The organism is Acinetobacter sp. 1424608, assembly GCF_000588255.1.
Lineage (GTDB): Bacteria > Pseudomonadota > Gammaproteobacteria > Pseudomonadales > Moraxellaceae > Acinetobacter > Acinetobacter nosocomialis.
Genome location: NZ_JFXL01000018.1, coordinates 35,316 through 57,665 on the forward strand (window position 1 = coordinate 35,316; position 22,350 = coordinate 57,665).

The 22,350-nt window shown below is 34.1% G+C and carries 20 protein-coding genes; 17 read left to right on the forward strand and 3 right to left on the reverse strand.

Annotated elements, in window-relative coordinates:
- Positions 1-11: 11 nt before the first annotated feature.
- Positions 12-440 carry a low molecular weight protein-tyrosine-phosphatase gene (locus J678_RS19070; protein WP_031956277.1) on the reverse strand — a complete coding sequence of 143 codons (429 nt, stop codon included), beginning with the start codon at positions 438-440 and terminating at the stop codon, positions 12-14.
- A gap of 1 nt (position 441) precedes the next feature.
- Positions 442-1,536, reverse strand: a complete 1,095-nt coding sequence (locus tag J678_RS19075) for a polysaccharide biosynthesis/export family protein (RefSeq protein ID WP_031956275.1) — start codon at positions 1,534-1,536, stop codon at positions 442-444.
- A gap of 204 nt (positions 1,537-1,740) precedes the next feature.
- On the opposite strand from J678_RS19075, the gene tviB reads away from it, so the two are divergent.
- The 17 genes from tviB to J678_RS19150 all read left to right on the forward strand — a co-directional run bounded on the left by tviB (position 1,741) and on the right by J678_RS19150 (position 20,905).
- On the forward strand, positions 1,741-3,018 hold the full coding sequence (gene tviB, locus J678_RS19080; RefSeq protein ID WP_031956274.1) for a Vi polysaccharide biosynthesis UDP-N-acetylglucosamine C-6 dehydrogenase TviB: 1,278 nt from the start codon (positions 1,741-1,743) through the stop codon (positions 3,016-3,018).
- Positions 3,019-3,047: 29 nt separating this feature from the next.
- Positions 3,048-4,106 (forward strand): dTDP-glucose 4,6-dehydratase, encoded by a 1,059-nt coding sequence (rfbB, locus tag J678_RS19085; RefSeq protein WP_031956272.1) that lies wholly within the window; start codon positions 3,048-3,050, stop codon positions 4,104-4,106.
- Positions 4,106-4,978: a glucose-1-phosphate thymidylyltransferase RfbA gene (rfbA, locus tag J678_RS19090; RefSeq protein ID WP_031956271.1), complete on the forward strand. Its 873-nt coding sequence runs from the start codon at positions 4,106-4,108 to the stop codon at positions 4,976-4,978. Before rfbB ends, rfbA begins: the two co-directional genes overlap by 1 nt.
- A gap of 1 nt (position 4,979) precedes the next feature.
- Positions 4,980-5,834, forward strand: coding sequence for a WxcM-like domain-containing protein (locus tag J678_RS23315; protein ID WP_080754087.1), 855 nt, complete (start codon positions 4,980-4,982; stop codon positions 5,832-5,834).
- Positions 5,834-6,949, forward strand: coding sequence for a DegT/DnrJ/EryC1/StrS family aminotransferase (locus tag J678_RS19095; RefSeq protein WP_031956268.1), 1,116 nt, complete (start codon positions 5,834-5,836; stop codon positions 6,947-6,949). The genes J678_RS23315 and J678_RS19095 overlap by 1 nt, the downstream gene beginning before the upstream one ends.
- A gap of 1 nt (position 6,950) precedes the next feature.
- Positions 6,951-8,201: an O-antigen translocase gene (locus tag J678_RS19100; protein WP_031956265.1), complete on the forward strand. Its 1,251-nt coding sequence runs from the start codon at positions 6,951-6,953 to the stop codon at positions 8,199-8,201.
- Positions 8,202-8,206: 5 nt separating this feature from the next.
- Positions 8,207-9,163, forward strand: coding sequence for a glycosyltransferase family 2 protein (locus J678_RS19105; RefSeq protein ID WP_031956264.1), 957 nt, complete (start codon positions 8,207-8,209; stop codon positions 9,161-9,163).
- Positions 9,164-9,170: 7 nt separating this feature from the next.
- Positions 9,171-10,043, forward strand: coding sequence for a glycosyltransferase family 2 protein (locus J678_RS19110; protein ID WP_031956263.1), 873 nt, complete (start codon positions 9,171-9,173; stop codon positions 10,041-10,043).
- Positions 10,044-10,053: 10 nt separating this feature from the next.
- Positions 10,054-11,121 (forward strand): EpsG family protein, encoded by a 1,068-nt coding sequence (locus J678_RS19115; RefSeq protein WP_031956261.1) that lies wholly within the window; start codon positions 10,054-10,056, stop codon positions 11,119-11,121.
- The gene (locus tag J678_RS19120) at positions 11,121-12,224 is read left to right on the forward strand and encodes a glycosyltransferase (RefSeq protein WP_031956260.1); all 1,104 of its coding nucleotides are present in this window, start codon (positions 11,121-11,123) and stop codon (positions 12,222-12,224) included. Before J678_RS19115 ends, J678_RS19120 begins: the two co-directional genes overlap by 1 nt.
- A complete protein-coding gene (locus tag J678_RS19125) occupies positions 12,214-13,371 on the forward strand; it encodes a glycosyltransferase family 4 protein (protein WP_031956258.1) in 1,158 nt (385 codons plus the stop codon). Before J678_RS19120 ends, J678_RS19125 begins: the two co-directional genes overlap by 11 nt.
- Complete coding sequence (locus J678_RS0104515) at positions 13,355-13,969, forward strand: sugar transferase (protein WP_000826952.1); 615 nt, start codon at positions 13,355-13,357, stop codon at positions 13,967-13,969. Before J678_RS19125 ends, J678_RS0104515 begins: the two co-directional genes overlap by 17 nt.
- A gap of 25 nt (positions 13,970-13,994) precedes the next feature.
- Positions 13,995-14,870, forward strand: a complete 876-nt coding sequence (gene galU / locus J678_RS19130; protein ID WP_031956256.1) for a UTP--glucose-1-phosphate uridylyltransferase GalU — start codon at positions 13,995-13,997, stop codon at positions 14,868-14,870.
- A 114-nt stretch (positions 14,871-14,984) separates the two neighbouring features.
- Positions 14,985-16,247 (forward strand): nucleotide sugar dehydrogenase, encoded by a 1,263-nt coding sequence (locus J678_RS19135; protein ID WP_031956255.1) that lies wholly within the window; start codon positions 14,985-14,987, stop codon positions 16,245-16,247.
- Positions 16,244-17,914 (forward strand): glucose-6-phosphate isomerase, encoded by a 1,671-nt coding sequence (gene pgi / locus J678_RS19140; RefSeq protein ID WP_031956254.1) that lies wholly within the window; start codon positions 16,244-16,246, stop codon positions 17,912-17,914. Before J678_RS19135 ends, pgi begins: the two co-directional genes overlap by 4 nt.
- Positions 17,907-18,926, forward strand: coding sequence for a UDP-glucose 4-epimerase GalE (gene galE / locus J678_RS19145; RefSeq protein WP_031956253.1), 1,020 nt, complete (start codon positions 17,907-17,909; stop codon positions 18,924-18,926). The genes pgi and galE overlap by 8 nt, the downstream gene beginning before the upstream one ends.
- Before the next feature lie 137 nt (positions 18,927-19,063).
- On the forward strand, positions 19,064-20,905 hold the full coding sequence (locus J678_RS19150) for an LTA synthase family protein (RefSeq protein ID WP_031956252.1): 1,842 nt from the start codon (positions 19,064-19,066) through the stop codon (positions 20,903-20,905).
- A gap of 27 nt (positions 20,906-20,932) precedes the next feature.
- On the opposite strand, the gene J678_RS19155 is transcribed toward J678_RS19150, so the two are convergent.
- Complete coding sequence (locus tag J678_RS19155; protein WP_006582357.1) at positions 20,933-22,303, reverse strand: phosphomannomutase/phosphoglucomutase; 1,371 nt, start codon at positions 22,301-22,303, stop codon at positions 20,933-20,935.
- Between the last annotated feature and the right edge of the window lie 47 nt (positions 22,304-22,350).

The window sequence follows — 22,350 nt, forward strand, 5'->3', positions numbered from 1 at the left end:
CTAATACAGAATTATAATTGAGTACGCCAATCTTGCACATAGCTTTTTATGTTGTGGCAAGTTTGATCAAAAAAAGCTTGGTCATGTTGATAAGGATCGGGTACATTTTGTCCTTGCCAATGGCCTAGCCTAAAGACTTTGCCTTTAGCAAATGGCCAAGTTTGTTCAACATGTTTTTGTTGATTATGACTCATCACCAAAATTAAATCATTTTGCTTAATTAATTCAGCATTAAGCTGACGAGCAATATGAGGACGTATATCGATACTTAATTGGTCCATGCAATAGATGGCCTTATCATCTGCAGTATGCCCTACTAAAGCAGAAATGCCGGCAGATGAAACCTTTAACTGCGGATGTTGAGCTCTTAAAAAATATTCTGCCATTGGACTACGGCAAATATTACCCACACAGACTACTAAGATATTTTGTAACTGCATTTTAGTTTTTACCTAATAGCTGAAATGAATAAATTGCACTAGCAAATGGAACGATTTGCCCAATAACCCGTTGCCAGCGTGTTAAACCTGTTGCATCAATGTAGACAATATCATTTTTTTGCATTTTAAACTGATTGGATAGTGCGAGATTACCAATACTACTTAAATTGAGCTGATAGATGGTTGATCTTTTTGTTTGTAAATCTGTACGCATGACATAAATACGAGCAGCACTTGCAGAGTATGGATTGACACCTTCACTCTCTCCCAGTACATCACTGAGAGTCATACCGTCATCACGCAAATTAATAGCTTTATTTTTATTGGTTTCACCCATGACATAAAGTTTTTGATCTTCTTTTGTGTTGACGAAGATCGTGTCATTTGGTTGTACCAATAATTTATGGAGAGAATATCCTTGTTTCTCTAAATTTATTGCGTTTAGGCTATAAGTTTGACCATTTCGTATGAGTTGAATATTGGTATTATCACCGGTTTGCGGGTTAATACCCCCAGCCATACTTAATGCGGAATAAATACTGATAGGTTGATCATCTAAAGTATATTGTCCACTTTTCTGTACTTGCCCATTTACATAAAATCTGCGTCCTTCATAGGAAAGTACTCTAACAATAACATCGGGCGTTTTTAAATACTTAGCAAATTGGCTTCGTAATAATCGTGTTGCTTCTGGTACAGTTTTACCAGCAATATGGATTTGCCCAATCAATGGAAGTTGTATATTACCATCTATATCAATTGGATAGCCTGTACTTACAGCTCCTTTGTCTTGTGTCGGAGGAGTAATTTCTGGATAGGCCCAAAGTTGAATAGATAATACATCATAAGGACTTAAACGATATTGATAATGTGAGTTTTTAAAAAGAGTACTAATATTATTATTTGGCTGGACAATTTCTGAGTTCAGCTTAGTAAGATTGTCTTGATTGAGTTGTACTACAGAAACTTCTGCTCCTTGTTCTGTTTTAAACGTACCTTGTTCAGGGAGGTCGTAAGTTTGTAAACCTGAGGTGATTGCACATCCTGTAAACGAAAGTGAAATGGCTAAAAATAATAATGTGCTCTGATACTTCACATTCAAACCCTTTATTGTTTGTAATCCAATGATACTTTGCATAAAGACACTGGATTGTAGTCTATAATTAACCCAAATCATACTTTATTTGCCGAGCAGTGATTGTATATTTCGAGAAAATTTTGTTTAAAGTCTGCTATATTAACGTAGTAGGTCGTATCCATGATGTTTCCCCATTTAAAATTAAATGGTTAGGTTTTATATATGTTTCAACTTGAGCAACTAAAAATAGCAATTATCGGCTTAGGGTATGTTGGATTACCTTTAGCGGTTGAATTTGGTAAACATAAACCTACAATCGGATTTGATATAAATGAAAATCGGATATTAGAGTTAAAAAATGGGCATGATCATACGTTAGAAGTTACTTCAGACGAGCTGAAACAGGTAGAACATCTCTCCTACACTGCAGATATCAATGATTTAAAAAATTCAAATTTCTTTATAGTTACTGTACCTACCCCAATCGATGACTTTAAACAGCCAGACCTGACTCCGCTTATAAAAGCATCTCAAAGTATTGCGAAGGTTTTAAAAAAAGGCGATATCGTTGTTTATGAGTCAACAGTTTATCCAGGTGCGACTGAAGAGGTGTGTATTCCTGAATTAGAAAAATATTCAGGTTTAAAGTTCAATCAGGATTTTTTTGTAGGTTACAGCCCAGAGCGTATTAACCCTGGTGATAAACAAAGACGTGTGACCAATATTTTAAAAATTACATCAGGTTCAACACCGTTAGTAGCTGATTATGTTGATCAAGTTTATAACTTGATTATTGACGTCGGTACACACAAAGCACCAACTATTAAAGTGGCAGAGGCTGCAAAAGTCATTGAAAATACACAAAGAGATGTCAATATTGCGTTGATCAATGAATTGGCTCTGATTTTTAATAAAATGGGTATTGATACAGAAGATGTACTCAAGGCCGCAGGTACAAAATGGAACTTTCTAAACTTTAGACCAGGTTTGGTGGGGGGGCATTGTATTGGTGTTGACCCGTATTATTTAACGCATAAAGCAGAGTCAATTGGTTTACATCCAGAAATTATTTTGGCAGCTCGTCGTTTAAACGATCGTATGGGTGAATATGTTGCAACCCAATTGATCAAAGAAATGGTAAAACAGCGCATACAAGTGGTAGGTGCTCGTATATTAATTTTAGGTTTGAGTTTTAAAGAAAACTGTCCTGACATCCGAAATACTAAAATTGTAGATATGGTGAAAGCACTAAAGGAATACGATTTAGATCTTGATATTTACGATCCTTGGGTGGATAGTGCCGAAGTTGAAGGCGAGTATGGCTTAGCTCCGGTTACAGAATTAAAGCAAGATCATTATGATGCAATAGTTATTGCTGTTGCCCATGATCAGTTTAAAGCAATGTCGAGTCAGGAGCTCATTGCATTAGGTAAAGAGAAACATGTTTTATATGACTTAAAATATGTTTTAGATAAAGAACAAAGTGATATTCGACTTTAAAAATTACTAGTTATTAGCATAGGAATTTTATGAAAATTTTAGTCACTGGTGGTGCAGGTTTTATTGGTTCTGCTGTCATTAGAAATATTATAAAAAATACTCAAGATGAAGTGTTAAATATAGATAAATTAACATATGCAGGCAATTTAGAATCATTGTCTGAAATTGATATGGATCCACGATATCAATTTGCACAAGTTGATATTTGTGATAGTGAGCGTTTAACAGAAATTTTTAAAGTTTTCCAACCAGATGCTGTGATGCATCTAGCAGCCGAGTCACATGTTGATCGCTCTATTGATGGTCCCGCTGAGTTTATTACAACAAATATTGTGGGTACTTATACATTATTAGAGGTTGCACGTAAGTACTGGCTACAATTAAATGAAGAAAAGAAATCCTCTTTTAAATTTCATCATATTTCAACAGATGAGGTTTATGGTGATCTAGAAGGTACAACAGATTTATTCACTGAAACGACATCTTATGCACCAAGTTCGCCGTATTCAGCAAGTAAAGCAAGTTCTGATCATTTAGTACGTGCTTGGTATAGAACATATGGTTTACCAACGGTAGTAACGAATTGTTCAAACAATTATGGTCCATACCACTTTCCAGAAAAGCTCATTCCGTTAGTGATCTTAAATGCGCTGGATGGTAAGGCTTTACCAATTTATGGTAAAGGTGATCAGATCCGTGATTGGTTGTATGTCGAAGATCATGCCAAAGCTTTATATAAAGTTGTGACCGAAGGTAAAGTTGGAGAAACTTATAATATCGGTGGTCATAACGAAAAACAAAATATAGAAGTTGTGAAAACAATTTGTAAAATTTTAGATGAATTAAAACCACAAAATAATCATCAACTTTATGAGACATTAATCACTTTCGTAAAAGATCGTCCAGGACATGATTTACGTTATGCAATTGATGCCTCAAAAATTGCAAAAGATTTAGGCTGGAAGCCTGAGGAAACATTTGAAACAGGTATTAGAAAGACTGTTGAGTGGTATTTAAATAATTTAGAGTGGTGCCGCCGGGTACAAGATGGCAGTTACCAAAGAGAAAGATTAGGTGTAAGTGCATAATGACTACAAAAGGTATAATTTTAGCAGGTGGTTCTGGGACGCGTCTGTATCCGATCACAAAAGGCGTTTCAAAACAACTGTTACCAATTTACGATAAGCCAATGGTTTACTATCCATTGTCTGTTTTGATGTTGGCTGGTATTCGTGAAGTTCTTATTATCAGTACGCCAGACGATATAGATGGCTTTAAGCGATTATTGGGTAATGGTTCACAATTCGGTGTTGAATTAAGTTATGCCGTTCAACCAAGTCCAGATGGTTTAGCTCAAGCATTTATTATTGGCGAAGAGTTTATTGGCGAAAGTAATGTCTGTTTAGTACTTGGTGACAACATTTTCTATGGTCAAGGTTTTACGCCAATGCTACGCCAAGCTGTGGCCCGTCAAAAGGGTGCAACCGTATTTGGTTATCAAGTCAAAGATCCTGAACGTTTTGGTGTTGTTGAGTTTGATGAGGAAAAACGAGCAGTTTCATTAGAAGAAAAACCAAAACATCCAAAATCGAATTTTGCGGTTACGGGTCTTTATTTTTATGATAATGATGTAGTGAAAATTGCAAAACAAGTAAAACCATCAGATCGTGGTGAACTTGAAATTACGACAGTGAACCAGATGTATCTAGACCGTGGTGATCTCAATGTTGAGTTACTTGGACGTGGTTTTGCTTGGTTGGATACAGGAACACATACAAGCTTACTTGAAGCAGCACAGTTTGTTGAAACTATTGAAAAACGTCAAGGTTATAAAGTGGCTTGTCTTGAAGAAATTGCACTTCATAATGGTTGGTTGACTAAAGCCCAAGTGTTAGAAATCGGCCAAAGCATGAGTAAGAATGATTATGGTCAATATTTGATTTCTTTGGTAACCGAATAACATGAGCCTTGTAAAATTAATTGACCTGCCGAGTTTTGGTGATGAACGAGGTGGTTTAGTTGCGATTGAGTCTAATCAGTCAATTCCTTTTGATGTGAAACGTTTATATTACATCTTTAATACGTCACAAAAACCGCGTGGCTTCCATGCTCATATTGATTTAAAACAAGTTGCAATATGTTTGAAAGGTAGCTGTAGATTTATACTGGATAATGGTTCTACTAAAGAAGAAGTTGTTTTAGATAACCCGACCCAAGGTTTGGTTATTGAAGGATTGATCTGGCGTGAAATGCATGATTTTTCAGAAGATTGTGTATTACTAGTTTTAGCAAGTGAACACTTTACAGAGCAAGATTATATTCGAAATTACGATGAGTTTCTGCGTGTAGTAAATCAGCCTTATATTCATCCATTATCCGATGTTAAATCTAAAAATATTGGTCAAAAAACAAAAGTTTGGCAATATAGTGTGATTTTCCCACAAGCGGTTATTGGAGAAAATTGTAATATTTGTGCGCACACTATGATTGAAAATGATGTGCAAATTGGTAATAACGTTACAATTAAATCAGGTGTATATGTATGGGATGGGATTACATTAGAAGATAACGTTTTTGTTGGCCCTAGCGTTACTTTTACAAATGATAAGACTCCCCGTTCAAAGCAATATCCCGACGAGTTTCTAAAAACTATAGTTGAACAAGGTGCAAGTATTGGCGGTAATGCTACCATTTTACCCGGCATAAGAATTGGTCGAAATGCATTGGTTGGTGCAGGTGCAGTAGTAACTAAAGATGTTCCGGAAAATGCAATTGTAGTAGGAAATCCTGCAATTATTAAAGGCTATGTGAAATAATGATTCCTTTCTTAGATTTAAAAAGTATAAATAGTCAATATCGTGCAGAACTCATTGAGGCTTGTACTCGTGTCATAGACTCTGGCTGGTACATAGGCGGAAATGAGCTAGCTCAATTTGAAAAAAACTTTGCGGAATATTGTGGCGTAAAATTTGCAATTGGAGTTGCAAATGGTTTAGATGCCTTGATTCTTACGCTTCGAGCATGGAAAGAGTTAGGGAAATTGCATGATGGTGATGAAGTAATTGTCCCATCAAATACATATATTGCAAGTATTTTAGCAATCACTGCAAATAACCTAACTCCAGTTTTAGTTGAGCCGGATATTAATGCTTATAATATCGATCCAAGCAAGATTGAAGCTGCGGTTACTCCAAAAACGAAAGTAATCTTACCTGTTCATTTATATGGGCAATTAGCAGAAATGCCTGCAATTATGGCAATTGCAAATAAATATAATCTACTTGTTTTAGAGGATTCAGCTCAATCACATAGTGCTGAAATTAATGGAATAAAAGCTGGAAACTGGGGAGATGCCTCGGGTTTCAGTTTCTATCCTGGTAAAAATTTAGGTGCGTTAGGGGATGCTGGTGCTGTAACCACTAATAATGAAGAACTTGCACAAATGTTACGTGCTCTTCGTAATTATGGTTCTCATGAAAAATATAAAAATTTAGTACCTGGTGTAAATAGTCGTCTTGATGAAATTCAAGCTGCCATGCTAGATATTAAATTAAAATATTTAGATCAAGAAATAGCTCATCGTCGTAAAATTGCTCAATTATATTTGCAGCATATAGTCAATCCTTTAATCAAATTACCCTTAGCCAAGAAAAATGCTGAAGAGTATCAGCAACACGTTTGGCATTTATTTGTGATTCGTACTGAGCATCGTGAAGCTTTGCAAAAGTACTTGGCTGAACAGGGTGTACAAACTTTAATTCATTATCCTATCCCACCTCATAAGCAACAGGCTTATAAAGAATGGAATGACTTAAGTTATCCTATATCTGAGCAGATTCATGCTGAAGTGATGAGTTTACCTATTGGTCCTACACTAAGCGTTGAAGAGGCTGAGAAAGTAATTCAGATTTGTAATAATTTTAAAGTCTAAAATGAATTTACTAAAAACAAGCGTATTGAATGGTGTTGCTGTTTTAATTAAAACAGCAACACTATTTGTTTTGAATAAAATTTTAGCAATCTATGTTGGTCCAGCAGGTTATGCAGCAATTGGTCAATTTCAAAATTTTATACAAATGGTGACGACCTTTGCGGGGACTGCAATTAATAATGGTGTAGTTAAATATACAGCTGAATATTATGATGATCAAACTAAACAACAAGCAACTTGGAGAACAGCAAGTACCATTATTTTAAGTGCTAGTTTAATTTTTTCATTTTTTATTGTAGTTTTTCAAGAAAAACTATCTATATATATTTTTCATACAAATAATTATAAAAATATTTTTATTTGGTTTGCTATATTTTTGCCTTTTTTTACCTTTAATGCTTTGTTTTTAGCAATATTAAATGGAAAAAAAGAAGTTTTAAGATTGGTTATAGCAAATATTATTGGTAGTTTATTTTCATTGGTTATAACAAGCGTGCTTGCAGTTAAGTACAGCTTATATGGTGCACTAGTTTCACTTTCAATTTACCAATCATTAGTTTTTTTTGTTACTTTATTTTTATGTTATAAAGCGGATTGGTTTAAGATAGCATATTTATTTGGAAAAATAGATAAAAATATTGCGCAAAAGTTTTCAGCTTTTGCATTAATGGCATTTGTTAGTGTTTTTTTTGGAAATGTTGCTCAAATATCATTAAGAACTATTATTATTAATAAGTTTGATATATTCCATGCTGGTTATTGGGATGCAATGACTAGATTAAGTGGAGGATATCTGATGTTTGTAAGCACTATTATCGGAGTATATTATTTACCTAAGTTAGCAGAACTTAAATTTTATAAAGAAATCAAAAATGAAGTTTTTTATGGATATAAGTATATTTTTCCTATAGTTATAGCCATTTCTGGTGTCATATTTTTCTTTAAGGAACTAATAGTAAAAGTTCTTTTCACTGATAAATTTATGCCTATGTTGGATTTACTTGCATGGCAATTAACAGGGGATGTAATTAAAGTAGGTAGTTGGATTGTATCTTATATGATGCTAAGTCAAGCAATGACCAAAATTTTTATTATTACAGAAACTTTTTTTGCTTTAAGTATAATACCAATTACAATTGTATTAACCCAGTATTTTGGATTTAAAGGAGTTGCTATGGCTTTTGCTTTAAATAATCTATTATATTGGATAGTCTGTTCCATATGGTCGTTTGCCCACTTAAAAAGGTACTGAGATAAATGAGATCTTTAGTAACAGTTATTGTGCCTATGTATAATGAAGAAAAAAAGGTTGCATTATGTGTAGATGTTTTGAAAAAACAAACTAATCAAAATTTTGATGTTATATTTATTAATGATGGTTCAACTGATAACACTGTAAAAATTCTTAAAGAATGTTTGGGGTTAGATACCTATTTTAATTATAAAATCATTACACAAGAAAATCAAGGTGCCGCTGCTGCTAGAGAAAATGGTATACAGCAGGCTGATACGGATTTTGTAATGATATTTGATTGTGATGATAAAATTTCAAATAATTATATAGATGAAATTTTAAATATATGCGAAAAAAATGAAGTTGATATTATCTTGCCAAATGCTAAAATAGAAAGAAATATAAATGATTGGGTTGATTTTTCATTTTATACTGAAGACAGAGTATTAAATCCTACAGATTGCATTTTGAATACATTGAATGGATGGCGTGTACATGGATGGTTTACTTGCCGAAAAAATATTTTTTTAAAAAGTTATAATGAATATTATATTTATAATATTAATAAAAAAAACTTTATAAATAATGATGAGATTCTCACTAGATTAAATTTTAAGAATGCAAAAAAAATTATAAGAACTGATGCAGAGTATTATTATTGTTACAATGAGCTTTCTACAACAAAAAAAATAAATGAAAGAAAATATTTAATGGTTAATAATGCTTTAATTTTAAATAAAATTTTTAGTGATAATAGTGATATTAATTTTAGAAAAGAAACACTACAGGAGTTAATAGCTGTTTTATGGGGGACATTTATTTATATGCATAAATATCGAAAAGATCTTGCTAATTTATCGGATTGGCAAAAAATATTAAGAATTAGTTTATCTGATTTACATTACTTTAGTGTTTTTACTGGTCTAGATGTGAAGAAAAAAGTACAATTAACTGTACTTAAATTAGCATATATATTTTGAGAATTTTATGTCAGATCCTTTAGTATCCGTTGTTATACCTTGTTATAATCATGAGTCTTTTGTACAAGACTGTATTCAAAGTGTAGTAGATCAGACCTATCAAAATATTGAACTTATTATTATTGATGATGGTTCTAAAGATAACTCTGTTGCCAAAATTAAAGAAATGATTTCAATATGTGAAGCGCGTTTTACTCGTTTTGAATTTAGGCATAGATCTAATAAAGGTTTAAGTGCAACTCTTAATGAGGCTTTAGAGTGGTCTAAAGGAGATTTTTTTGAAACTCTTGCTTCGGATGATAATATCTTAGTAGATAAGATTTTATTTCAGGTTGATTTTTTTAAAAAGAATCTAAACATAGTAGCATTGTTTGGTAATGTAAACTTAATTGATAATAACAATATAATAATAAAAACTGAAAATTTCCCATCAAGGTACTATAGTTTTGAATCAATTTTTTTAAATAAACATCATATTAATGCCTCAACTCAGATGATTAAAATGGCTGCTCTAAAAGCAGTCGGGGGATTTAAAAATGGGATTACTATTGAAGATTTATATATGTGGCTGAAGTTGTCACAGAAAGGTGATATTTTTGTCCATAATAAAGTTTTATCAAACTATCGTCTGCATGATAATAACTCTATTAAAAAAGGTGAGTTTATTTATAAAGGGACTTTAGATGTAATACATGAGTATTATCGCCATCCTCTATATTTGAAAGCTTTAAAAAAAATAATTTGGACCTATGCAATATCACTTGCTTTGACTGAAAAAAGGAAAAGTTTATCATTTTTAAAAGTTTTAATAGGAAATAAGACTCTTGATCTTTTTACTAAAGATTTTTTGAGGTTTATTAGAAATTATTATTTTAAATAATGAGATATATATGGCATTTTATTACACTGTTTGGTTTCTAATATCTATATTTTCAATGTTTTCGTCTCCGAAGCCAGAAGCTAAAGTTTTGTATATTGTTTTTTTAGCCTTTCTTTGTCTAATGACTGGTTTAAGATATGAGGTTGGTGGAGATTGGGAAAATTATTTAAATATTTATGATTATTTTAAAGGCGTAAATATAATTGAGGCTTTAACCATTACGGAACCAGCTTACGGTTTATTAAATTATATTGGCCAGCTTCTAGACTTTAAAAGTATAATATTTGTGAACGCTATTTGTTCAATTTTTTTCTATTCTTTTTTTTATAAATTTTCTAAAAAGATTGAAAATTACTGGATTCCTATTTTAGTGGCATTTCCATACTTAATTTTAGTTGTTTCAATGGGATATACTAGGCAATCTGTAGCAATCGCTTTTGTTTCTTTTGCCATATTATATGGTTTAGAGCGAGATATTAGAAAATTTTATATATTCTCTTTTTTGGCTATTTTATTTCATAAGTCTGCGATAATTGTATTTATGTTTTTACCTTTATTGCTTAACTTAAAATATTTTAATTCAACTTTGTTTTTTTCTTTTTATTCTCTTTTCTCTTTTCTCACTATGAGTGGTTTGGTTTATTATTCTTCATTGAGTGGTGATAATATTTATACTAATCAAAATAGTGAAGTTTCTTCTGCAGGAGCTATATTTAGGGTTGTTGTTCATTTTTTAGCATTGTTTTTTTATCTTTTATATCGTAAAAAAATTGTTAATAGTTTTAATAATTATCGTATTTTTGATTATATGTCTTTGCTAATCATATTTGTATTTTTACTTGCAATACCATTTTCTACTTTAGCAGATAGATTTAATTTGTATTTAATTATTTTTGATATATTAGTTTTTTCATATTTATTTTCAAATATTTCTGTTAATAGTCGAAAAATTATGGTTTTAACAGTTATTTTCTTTAATTCATTAATGCTATATATCTGGCTGAATTTTGGAGCATGGTCTCATGCATGGTTGCCATATCAGAATTACTTATTACGTTATATTTTAGAGTATATATAATGAATATATTGTACTTGATAACAGGTCTTGGCGGAGGCGGTGCTGAAAAAGTAGTAGTTGACCTTGCTGATCACATGCATTCACGAGGGCATCATGTAAAAATAGCTTATTTAAAGGGTGAAGCAATTGTTAAGCCGCAGTCTGCTAACATTGAATTAATTTGTTTGGAATTAAGTAAAATAACACAGTTTGGTAGTGCTTTTAAAAACTTTAAAACTATTATTGAAAATTTTAAACCTGACGTTGTGCATGCACATATGGTACATGCAAATATATTTGCGAGATTAGCTCGTAAATATATATCTTTTCCTCGTTTAATTTGCACTGCTCATAGTAATAATGAGGGTGGGCGCTTAAGAATGCTTGCATATAGGTTAACACATGGTTTAGCAGATATGACTACAAATGTAAGTCAACAGGCATGTGAAAGCTTTGAAAGTTTTAGAGCTGTTCCTAAAGGTGCTATTTTTACTGTTTACAATGGTATTGATCTTAAAAAATTTAATTACTCAGAACAGGTTCGTATTCGAACTAGAAAATTATTAAAAATAGAAGATAATACATTAATGTTTCTAGCAGTAGGACGTTTTCATGAAGCTAAAAACTATCCTTTATTAATTAATGCTTTTGCAGAGTTCGTACATACTATTTCTAATACGAAAGATAGTATTGGTGCTAAATTATATATTGCTGGTGATGGAGAACTCCGTTCTATTATTGAGGAGTTAATTGAAAAATATCAGCTCGAAGAAAAGGTTATTTTATTAGGTCGTAGAGATGATATTCCTGCTTTAATGTGTGCATCAGATTATTTTGTTCTATCGTCGGTTTATGAAGGTTTTGGGCTAGTAGTTGCTGAAGCAATGGCTTGCAATAACTTTGTAATCGCAACCGACTGCGGTGGTGTGTCTGAAGTGATGGGTGGAACGGGTTTATTAGTTAGTTCTCAAGAAAAAGATAAACTAGCAAGTGCATTTTTAACTGCAAGTCAATTAAGTGGAGAGGAGATAACTCAAAATAATATTCAAGCAATGAAGTATATTAATGAAAAATTTAATCTCGATAATATTGTAAATCAGTGGTTAAGTATTTATGCAAAATAAAAAAATCGCTCTTATTGGTACCACTGGCTCAAGTTTCTATGGATTTCGTGCTGATTTAATACGATCTCTCGTAGCGAATGGCCATCAAGTATATGCTTTCACTTCTGAATATACTGAAGACTGTTTAGAAAAAATTAAAGCCTTAGGTGCTGAACCTGTTACTTATCAATTAAGTCGGGGAGGGTTAAATCCTTTTGCTGATATTGTATCCACATATCAACTCACTCATAAAATAAAAAAAATTAAGCCAGATATCGTTTTTTCATATTTTGCCAAACCTGTGATTTATGGGACATTGGCCGCAAGCTTTGCAAAGGTTCCCCATATTGTTGGTATGCTTGAAGGGCTCGGATACACTTTTACAGCCCAACCGGAAGGTCAAAGCGGTAAAACGAAACTTATTCGTAATATTCAGGTTTTATTATATCGTTTAGCCTTCCCAAGATTGGATGATATGATTTTTTTAAATCCTGATGATGAAAAAGATCTTATACATACATATACTCTACCAGTCAAAAAGGTACATATTCTGGGTGGTATCGGTTTAGACTTGCAAGATTACAGTTATAGTCCTGCTCCAGTAGATCCTGTAAATTTTTTATTTATTGGCCGTTTGTTAAAAGAAAAAGGTATATTTGAATTTATTGATGCAATTAAAATCGTAAAACATAAATTTCCTAACACAAAATTTACAATATTGGGTGGTTTAGACTCGCAGAATATGGGAGCATTGTCGAAGTCTCAGCTAGATGAACTGATCGCAGAGGGTTTGTTTGAATATCCTGGTCATGTTTCTAATGTAAAAGACTGGATTGCTAACTCGAGTGTATTTGTACTTCCATCTTATAGAGAAGGCGTACCAAGAAGTACACAAGAAGCTATGGCTATAGGACGTCCTGTTATTACAACAGATGTTCCAGGATGTAGAGAAACGGTAGTTGATGGTGTGAATGGCTTTATTGTTCCTTGTTGGGATGCCGAGGCTCTAGCAGAAAAAATGTGCTTTTTTATCGAGACACCAACTCAAATAAATCCTATGGGGCTAGAAAGTATGAAAATGGCCCATCAAAAGTTTGATGCTGAAAAAGTAAATAATAGATTATTCGAAATCATGGGTTTAAATAGTTCTTATGAAAAGATTGGTTGATATTTTCATTGCTACAATAGCCTTACTCCTTCTATCTCCTATTTTTTTAATAGTGGGTTATAAGGTGAGAAAAAATTTAGGTTCACCTATTTTCTTTCTTCAAGAAAGACCAGGCAAAGACGGCAAAATTTTTAAAATGATTAAGTTCCGTTCAATGAAAGATGCTTTAGATAAGAATGGAAATCTTTTGCCTGATGAGGAAAGAATCACGCCATTTGGGCAGAAATTGCGCTCTACTACTCTAGATGAAATGCCCCAGCTTATTAATGTTTTAAAAGGTGACATGAGCATTGTTGGACCGCGTCCTCAACTTGCTGATTTTATGAAGCATTATACTCCAAGACAGATGCGTCGTCATGAGGTCAGACCTGGGATGACAGGCTTGGCTCAAGTCAGTGGACGAAATAATTTAAGCTGGGAAGAGAAATTCGAATTAGATGTTGAATATGTTGAGAATCATAATATCTGGTTAGATTTTAAGATTATGGTAAAAACAGTTCTGGTTATGTTGAAAAAAGAAGGTATTAACGCACCAGATCAGTTAGTGGGGGCAAGTCGTTTTTCTGGTTCTCCAAAAAAAGATGAAGTACAGTATTAATTGTTAGTTAAATAAAGTTAGCCGCATGATTAAAAAAGCAGTTCTACCAGTGGCCGGTTTAGGTACACGTTTTTTACCCGCAAGTAAGTCTATTCCGAAAGAAATGGTTACTGTTGTTGATCGTCCTGCTATTGAGTATGTGGTGCGTGAAGCGGTTGAAGCGGGAATTGAACAGATTATTTTAGTGACTCACTCTTCAAAAGCTTCGATTGAAAATTATTTTGATCGAAACTTTGAATTAGAAACAATATTAACTGAAAAGAAAAAATTGGATTTGCTTGCAGAGATTACGCAAATTGTTCCTTCTCATGTGAGTGTTGTGAGTGTACGACAACCTCAACCTCTAGGCTTAGGGCATGCTGTTTTATGTGCGAAAAGTGTAGTAGGACAAGATGATTTTGCTGTGCTATTACCAGATGTATTGGTGAAAGATAGTTCGGGGCAGAATGATTTATCGCGTATGATTTCTCGTTATGATGAAAGTAATGCGGCACAGATAATGGTAGAAGCTGTGCCTGATCATTTGGTAGATCAATATGGTATTGTTGATGTTGCACAAAGTCCAAATGAAGGCGAAAGCATTGCTATGCAAGGTATTGTTGAAAAACCTGCTGTAGGTTCTGCACCGTCTAATTTATCTGTTGTTGGTCGCTACGTTTTACCTGCAAGAATTATGCAAGTACTCGAAAACACACCGAAAGGTGCGGGTAATGAAATTCAATTAACAGATGCGATTGCTATGCTGCAACAAACTGATGTAGTGGAAGCCTATCGTATGCAGGGGCAAACCTTTGACTGTGGTAGTAAGCTTGGTTATTTAAAAGCTGTTCTACACTATGGTGTTGAGCATCCTAAATTAGGAAATGATTTTAAACAGTTGATTCAAGAACTTAAATTATAAATTTTGTAGCTCAACTTAAGTATTTGTAAAAAATAATGAATATGTGAGCTGTTCAATATATTTTCTTCCCATAATGGGAAGAGAATTCTATAGAATATTAAAATCAGGTGTACAATGAAAATCGCGGTATTTGGAACCACCTTGCACGCTGGTGTAATGGCAGCGTTACTAGCTGAATATGGTAATCAGATCTATTGGTGTACAAGTGTCACCTGTGAAGAGAATATATCTGTACTTTCATATCAAGATCAAGAAGTTAATCATTATTTAAATAAACAACGAAAAGCAGGTTTTTTAACAGAAAGTCCTTTTTCTGAAATCCCATTGGATGTTGAAGTTTATTTATTTTGTTTTAGCCCAACACAAATAGACCTAGCTTTAAAAACAGTTGAGAAGTTAAGTGAACGTCCAATTGTTCATCCAAGGTTAATGGTGAATGGTTCCACTTTTGGTTTACATGGTACAGAGAAATTAAAGCAACATTTATCTAAAGACGAGTGGGTTTATTTCCCTGACGTGATTCAGGAGGGTAATGCGATTAATAGCGTTCTCAGTGTAAAACATGTCATTGTTGGGGTTGAATCAAGCTATGCTCAAGACATAATGCAAGAGTTATTGCGTCCTTTTTTCCGTTTTAGCTATCAGTATTTATTTATGCCAATTTTAGATGCTGAATTTACCAAACTCAGTATTTCCGGAATGTTGGCAACTCGTATTAGCTACATGAATGATTTAGCGATGGTAGCCGAAAAACTAGGTATTGATATTGCTAATGTAAAGCATGGCATTGCTGCAGATACACGTATTGGCGCAGCTTATTTATCAGCAGGTGTTGGATTTGGCGGTGAAAACTTTTCACATGATATTTTAACACTTTCCAGTACGGTTTCTGAAACAGGTGTAAAAAGCCGTCTACTAGAACAAGTATGGGCGATTAATGAACAACAAAAAGAAATTTTATTCCGTAAATTATGGAACTATTATCATTGTGACTTGAGTGGAAAAACGGTTGCAATTTGGGGGGCTTCATTTAAAGAGAACACACCAAGTACACATAACTCACCTATTCATATCCTATTGGCTGCTTTATGGGCCCAAGGTGTAAAAGTACGGTTACATGATCCGCAAGCTCTTGATGAAATTGCGGCTTTATATGGCAGCCGAGAAGACCTGATTTTATGTGCTGATCAATATGAAGCAGCGGAAGGAGTGCATGCACTGTGCTTAGTTACAGCATGGAAGCAGTATTGGAGTCCTGACTTTAAACAGTTACAACAATTGATGCAGCATCCTCTTATTTTGGATGGGCGTAATATTTATGATCCAGCATATGTGAAATCTAAAGGTTTTGCTTATGAAGGAGTAGGTCGATTATGATTAAATCTATCGAGAAGTTTCCCAAAGAGCTAGTTTCTCCTATCGCGCAGCTTCATTCTTTGGTTGAGAAAAATTTAAATTTACATATAAAAGAATTATTTGCATCAGAGCCTGATCGATTTCAGAGCTACTCGGTAAAGTTTGATCAACTGGTTTTTGATTATAGTAAGCATCGTGTAACTAAAAGTGTATTAGAGCAATTGGTGGCTTTAGCAAAAACTAAACAATTGTCTCACTGGATTGAACGATTATTTTCTCAAGATAAAGTCAACTGTACCGAACAGCGTGCTGCAATGCATTGGGCTTTACGTTTACCATTAGAATATTCTAAATTTCCGGAATTAACTGAAAAGGTTCATAGCCAATTGCAGCGTATGTATGCGTTGGTTGAGAAAATACATGCTGGACAATATCGTGGTGCTACAGGTGAAGTCATTCAGGATGTTGTTAATATTGGGGTAGGGGGATCTGATTTAGGGCCACAAATGGTGACCCATGCATTGTGTGATTTTAAAGTAAAAACAGCTAAACCACTCAATGTACATTTTGTATCGACTATGGATGGTAGTCAGTTATCGGACCTCCTGCATCAACTACGTCCAGAAACGACTTTATTTATTATTTCGTCGAAGTCGTTTGGTACTATTGATACTTTGTCAAATGCTCAAACAGTTCGACAGTGGCTTGAAAAAGCATTAGGAAAGCACGAACGAGTAGTAAAAAGCCATTTTATTGGTGTTTCTACAAAAGCTGACAAAATGTCAGAGTGGGGGATTGCTCCTGAAAATCAATTATTACTGTGGGATTGGGTTGGTGGACGTTATTCTCTGTGGTCGTGTATTGGGCTCCCTATCGCATTGTCAGTTGGGGTTGAAGGTTTCCAACAACTTTTAGCTGGTGCCCATGCTGTTGATGAGCATTTCCAAAATACAAGTTTTGAGCAGAATATACCTGTGCTTATGGCATTATTAGGTGTCTGGAATAATAACTTTTTAAATATTCAGACCCATGCTGTATTACCTTATGATGGCCGTTTAAAATATTTTGCAGCTTATTTGCAACAGCTCGAAATGGAGTCTAATGGTAAATCGGTACAACGTGGTGGACAAAAAGTTGAATTAGATACTTGCCCAATTGTATGGGGTGAAGTTGGGCCAAATGCCCAACATGCATTTTATCAGTTACTCCATCAAGGAACTCAGGCCGTAAGTTGTGATTTTATTGCTCCTATACAACGTTACAATGCAGATCATTTTACTTATGTAGAAAATGCTGAAGCATTAGTTGAGCAACATCATCTTGCGCTTTCAAACTGTTTAGCACAATCACGTTTATTGGCTTTTGGTAACGAAGCTCTAGATACAAAAGAACTGGAGAGTTTGCCTATTTATAAGCAATATGAAGGAAACCAGCCAAGTTCAACATTACTTTTAAAAGAGCTTAATCCTTATAGTTTAGGAATGTTGATTGCTTTATATGAGCATAAAGTATTTGTTCAGTCTGTAATCTGGAACATTAATCCCTTTGATCAGTGGGGAGTGGAAAAAGGTAAGCAGATTGCTGACCAGTTACTCCCGATTTTAAATGGTGTTCAAAACGATCTTTCAACACTCGATGCTTCAACGCGTGGATTAATTAAAATTTTATTAGGAAAAATAGATGGCTAAAATTCTGGTTACTGGCGGTGCTGGCTATATTGGTTCACATACCTGTGTAGAGCTTTTGAATGCTGGCCATGAAGTTATTGTTTATGACAATCTTTCAAATAGTTCAGAAGAGGCTTTAAATAGAGTTCAAGAACTCACTCAAAAAAGTTTAACTTTTGTAGAGGGTGACATTCGTAATGCAGATGAGCTTGATCAGGTATTTCAAAATCATACCATCGATGCAGTTATTCATTTTGCAGGTCTAAAAGCGGTTGGTGAAAGTCAGGAAAAACCCCTTATTTATTTTGATAATAATATTACAGGTAGTATCCAACTGGTTAACTCAATGGAGAAAGCAGGTGTTTATACATTTGTGTTTAGCTCATCTGCAACAGTATATGATGAAGCCAATACTTCACCACTAAATGAAGAAATGCCTACAGGGATGCCTAGTAATAATTACGGTTACACTAAATTAATTGTTGAGCAATTATTACAAAAATTGTCTGTTTCTAATTCTAAATGGTCGATTGCTTTACTTCGTTATTTTAACCCGGTAGGTGCACATAAAAGTGGACGTATTGGCGAAGACCCGCATGGTATTCCAAATAACTTAATGCCCTATGTTACGCAAGTTGCTGTTGGCCGCCGTGAAAAACTTTCTATTTATGGCAATGACTACGATACAGTGGATGGTACAGGTGTACGCGATTATATTCATGTTGTTGACTTAGCTAATGCACATTTATGCGCTCTCAATAACCGTTTACAGGCGCAAGGATGCCGTGCATGGAATATCGGCACAGGTAATGGTTCTTCTGTTTTACAAGTTAAGAATGCCTTTGAACAAGTTAATGGCGTAGCTATTGCTTTTGAATTTGCACCGCGTAGAGCTGGTGATGTAGCGACTTCTTTTGCAGATAATGCCCGTGCTATTGCTGAGTTGGGGTGGAAACCTCAATACGGTTTAGAAGATATGCTTAAGGATAGCTGGAATTGGCAAAAGCAGAATCCAACGGGTTATAAAAATTGATTATTTAATTTTTCTAAATATCAATTACCTACCTTTCTTGAATTGAGATAAAGCTCTTTTCTAAAAAGAGGCTACAGTTGTAGTGACTACTTTCATGCTAGTATTCGCGACAATTCTGTTAGTCTCTTTTTGTCATCATGGTTTTTCTCCGTCAGCAATTGTTGTTTATCTTTATTGCCTTTTTATCCACCTCTGTCGGTGTATATGTTGCATGGGATATGAACCTGACTTGGCATAAGTTTTATAGCTATTTGATTTCAGAAAAAGCTATTTTTTCAATTCTATTTAACTATGCCGTAATTCAACTATTTTTTATTGTAGTTGGTCGTAAGTATACGGCTCTTTTTTTAAGCCAATTATTCGTTATATTTTTAAATTTTATTAATAAGAAGAAGCAACAATATCTATTTAGTAATTTAAGCCCTGAAGATATTTTTTTACTTCCTGAGGCTATGAAAGCGACTCCTTGGCACTTACAGCTCATCTTTTTTATGCTGATTATTTTCTTTCTTATTGTACTGCTTATCGCTATACGTAAAGAAAGTAAAGCTACTTTTCATACCTATGTTCCTAATATTATTATTTTTGCATTGCTTGCAAGTGGCTTAATTTATTTAAATTTTATTAAAAATCCCACAGGAGCGTGTTTTTCAGAAAATAAACCTATGATTTGTACCAGTTTACAAGAATTTCCAAATACGAGAAATGACTGGATTGGCGACTATCGAAAAATTCAAGATTACGGGTTTGTGACTTTTTACGTATCTAAGGTATTGGATAATGTAACCAGTGTTTTATTACCTAACCGTAAAGTATCTGAGCAAGAGATACAGCAGATTTTGCAGGAACATCATTTGGTTCAATCTTTAGACGACAATGAGAAGGAATATCCGAACATTGTTATCGTGATGGAAGAATCTTTTTGGGATTCTCATCATTTAGATAGTGGTTTACCAAAAGACTTACTATCTTTTGTTCAACAAAATCAGGTCTCTAATTTACTGTCTCCTTCTTTTGGAGGAGGTACTGCGAATGTTGAATTTGAAGTCCTTACGAGCCTCAATACAACTTTTTTCCCAAATGAGTTGTTATATGTTTCTAAGCTGAAAAAGCCAATTTATGCATTACCTTATTATTTAAATTCAATTGGTTATCAAACAATTGCAATGCATAATAACTATGGTTATTACTATAATCGCAATAAGGTATATCCAGCATTGGGGTTTGATAAATTTATATCACTTGAAAATATGATTGCCCAAAAAGATCGGTCTACAGTCTTTAATTTAGGTGGATGGGCCACAGATGATCTTATTTTTGATTCGATTAAGTCTACTTTAGAAGAGAACGAGCAACAGCCAAAGTTTATTTATGCGATTACTGTTGAAAATCATCCTATGTATAACGATGATCGTTTTGGTAAGCAAAATTATAAATTTAACAAAGAGCTGTCTGAGACTGAAAAGCAAAAGTTAAGTACTTATACTGCTGGAACTGCGCGTGCTAACCAAAAACTAAAAGAGCTCGCTGAATATTTAAAGACAGTAGATCGACCAACAATTTTAATTGCTTTTGGCGATCATTTGCCGAATCTACAAGAGGTTTATGAGAGTTATGGATTTTTTAAAGATGATCCTGAGCGAACTAACTTAAAAAATTACCAGACACCTTTTGTCGTGTGGAGCAATTATAAATTAGACAAGAAGCCTTTGAAGCAACCTTATATTGCCGCAAGTTTCGTTGCTCCAAAACTATTAAAGTTAGCAGGGTTACCTTTATCAGATTACTATCAATTTGTTGATGATGTTTCGAGTTGTTATAGTGCCATTCACCAAAAATTTATCAATGAAAATCCAACGTGTAATTTTGATAAGAAAGCGCTGTTAAAAGGTTATGAAAATCTAAATAAGGATGTATTAGATGGACATAATCATACTTATAAAATTATGCAGAATAACCAAAAAGAGATGGAACAATAATGTTCCATCTCTTTGAGATGAACTCTATTAAGACTGAATTAATCCAGTCAATTCATCTACATAATGTTGCATTGGCTGAGCTTGGCGGTCTGCACGGCTTTCAATATTAAGACGTAACAAAGGCTCGGTGTTTGAAGCACGGACATTAAAACGCCACGCACCAAAGTCGAGGCTTACACCATCGGTACGGTCAATTTCCGGATTTTGAGCAGCATAGAAATCAAAAATCTTTTGAATCGTAGTTTGTGTATCAGTTACTTTAAAGTTGATTTCACCACTACAAGGAAACTTGGTAATCATATTTTCAACGAGTGTTGAAAGTGATTGTCCTGTTTCAGAAAGCAAGGCAACGGTGAGTAACCATGGAATCATACCGCTGTCACAGTAAGCAAAGTCACGGAAATAGTGATGAGCACTCATTTCGCCGCCATATACGGCATTGTGTTCACGCATAACGTCTTTAATGAACGCGTGACCAGATTTTGACTGTACAGCAACACCTTTGTATTCATCTACGATATCAAACGTGTTCCACACTAAACGTGGGTCATGCACAATTTTTTCGCCTGATTGTTTAATCAAGAAAGCTTGAGCCAATAGACCCACAATATAGTAGCCTTCAATAAACTGACCTTTTTCATCGAACAAGAAACAGCGGTCAAAGTCGCCGTCCCATGCAATACCCATATCTGCTTTATGCTCAAGAACAGCATTTCGGGTACTGTCACGGTTTTCAATTAAAATTGGGTTGGGGATACCATTTGGGAAAGTACCATCTGCTTCATGATGAATTTTAATAAATTCAACTGGTACATTAAGCGCTTTAAATTTTTCTTCAATGGCATCAATCACATGACCAGCTGCACCATTACCCGCGTTTACCACTAACTTTAATGGACGGATTTTTGCAGGTTCAATATAAGTAATTAAGTGATCAACGAACTCAGGCAAAATGTTATAGCTTTGCGTTGTACCTTTTTGGCTAACTTCTTCAAAGTTATTAGTTTCTGCTAAAGCCTGAATTTCTTTTAAACCAGTATCGGCACTAATTGGACGAGCATTTTCGCGAACCAATTTCATACCGTTATAGTCCATTGGATTATGACTTGCAGTAACTTCTATACCACCTTGTACATCGAGATGGAAAGCAGCAAAGTAAACTTCTTCAGTCCCCGTCATGCCCAAATCAAGAACGTCCACTCCCGCATCATTTAACCCGCGGATGATCGCTTGCTTTAAGGCTTCACTGCTTAGACGAATATCACATCCTACAACCACAGTCTTTGGTTTATAGATTTGTCCGTAAGCGCGGCCAATTTTATAGGCGATTTCTTCATTCAATTCGGTGCCGAGCTTGCCTCGGATATCATAAGCTTTAAAACACGTTAAAGTAGTCATTATTCAATTCAATACATGTGGTTTGAGTTGTGTGCACATTATACATA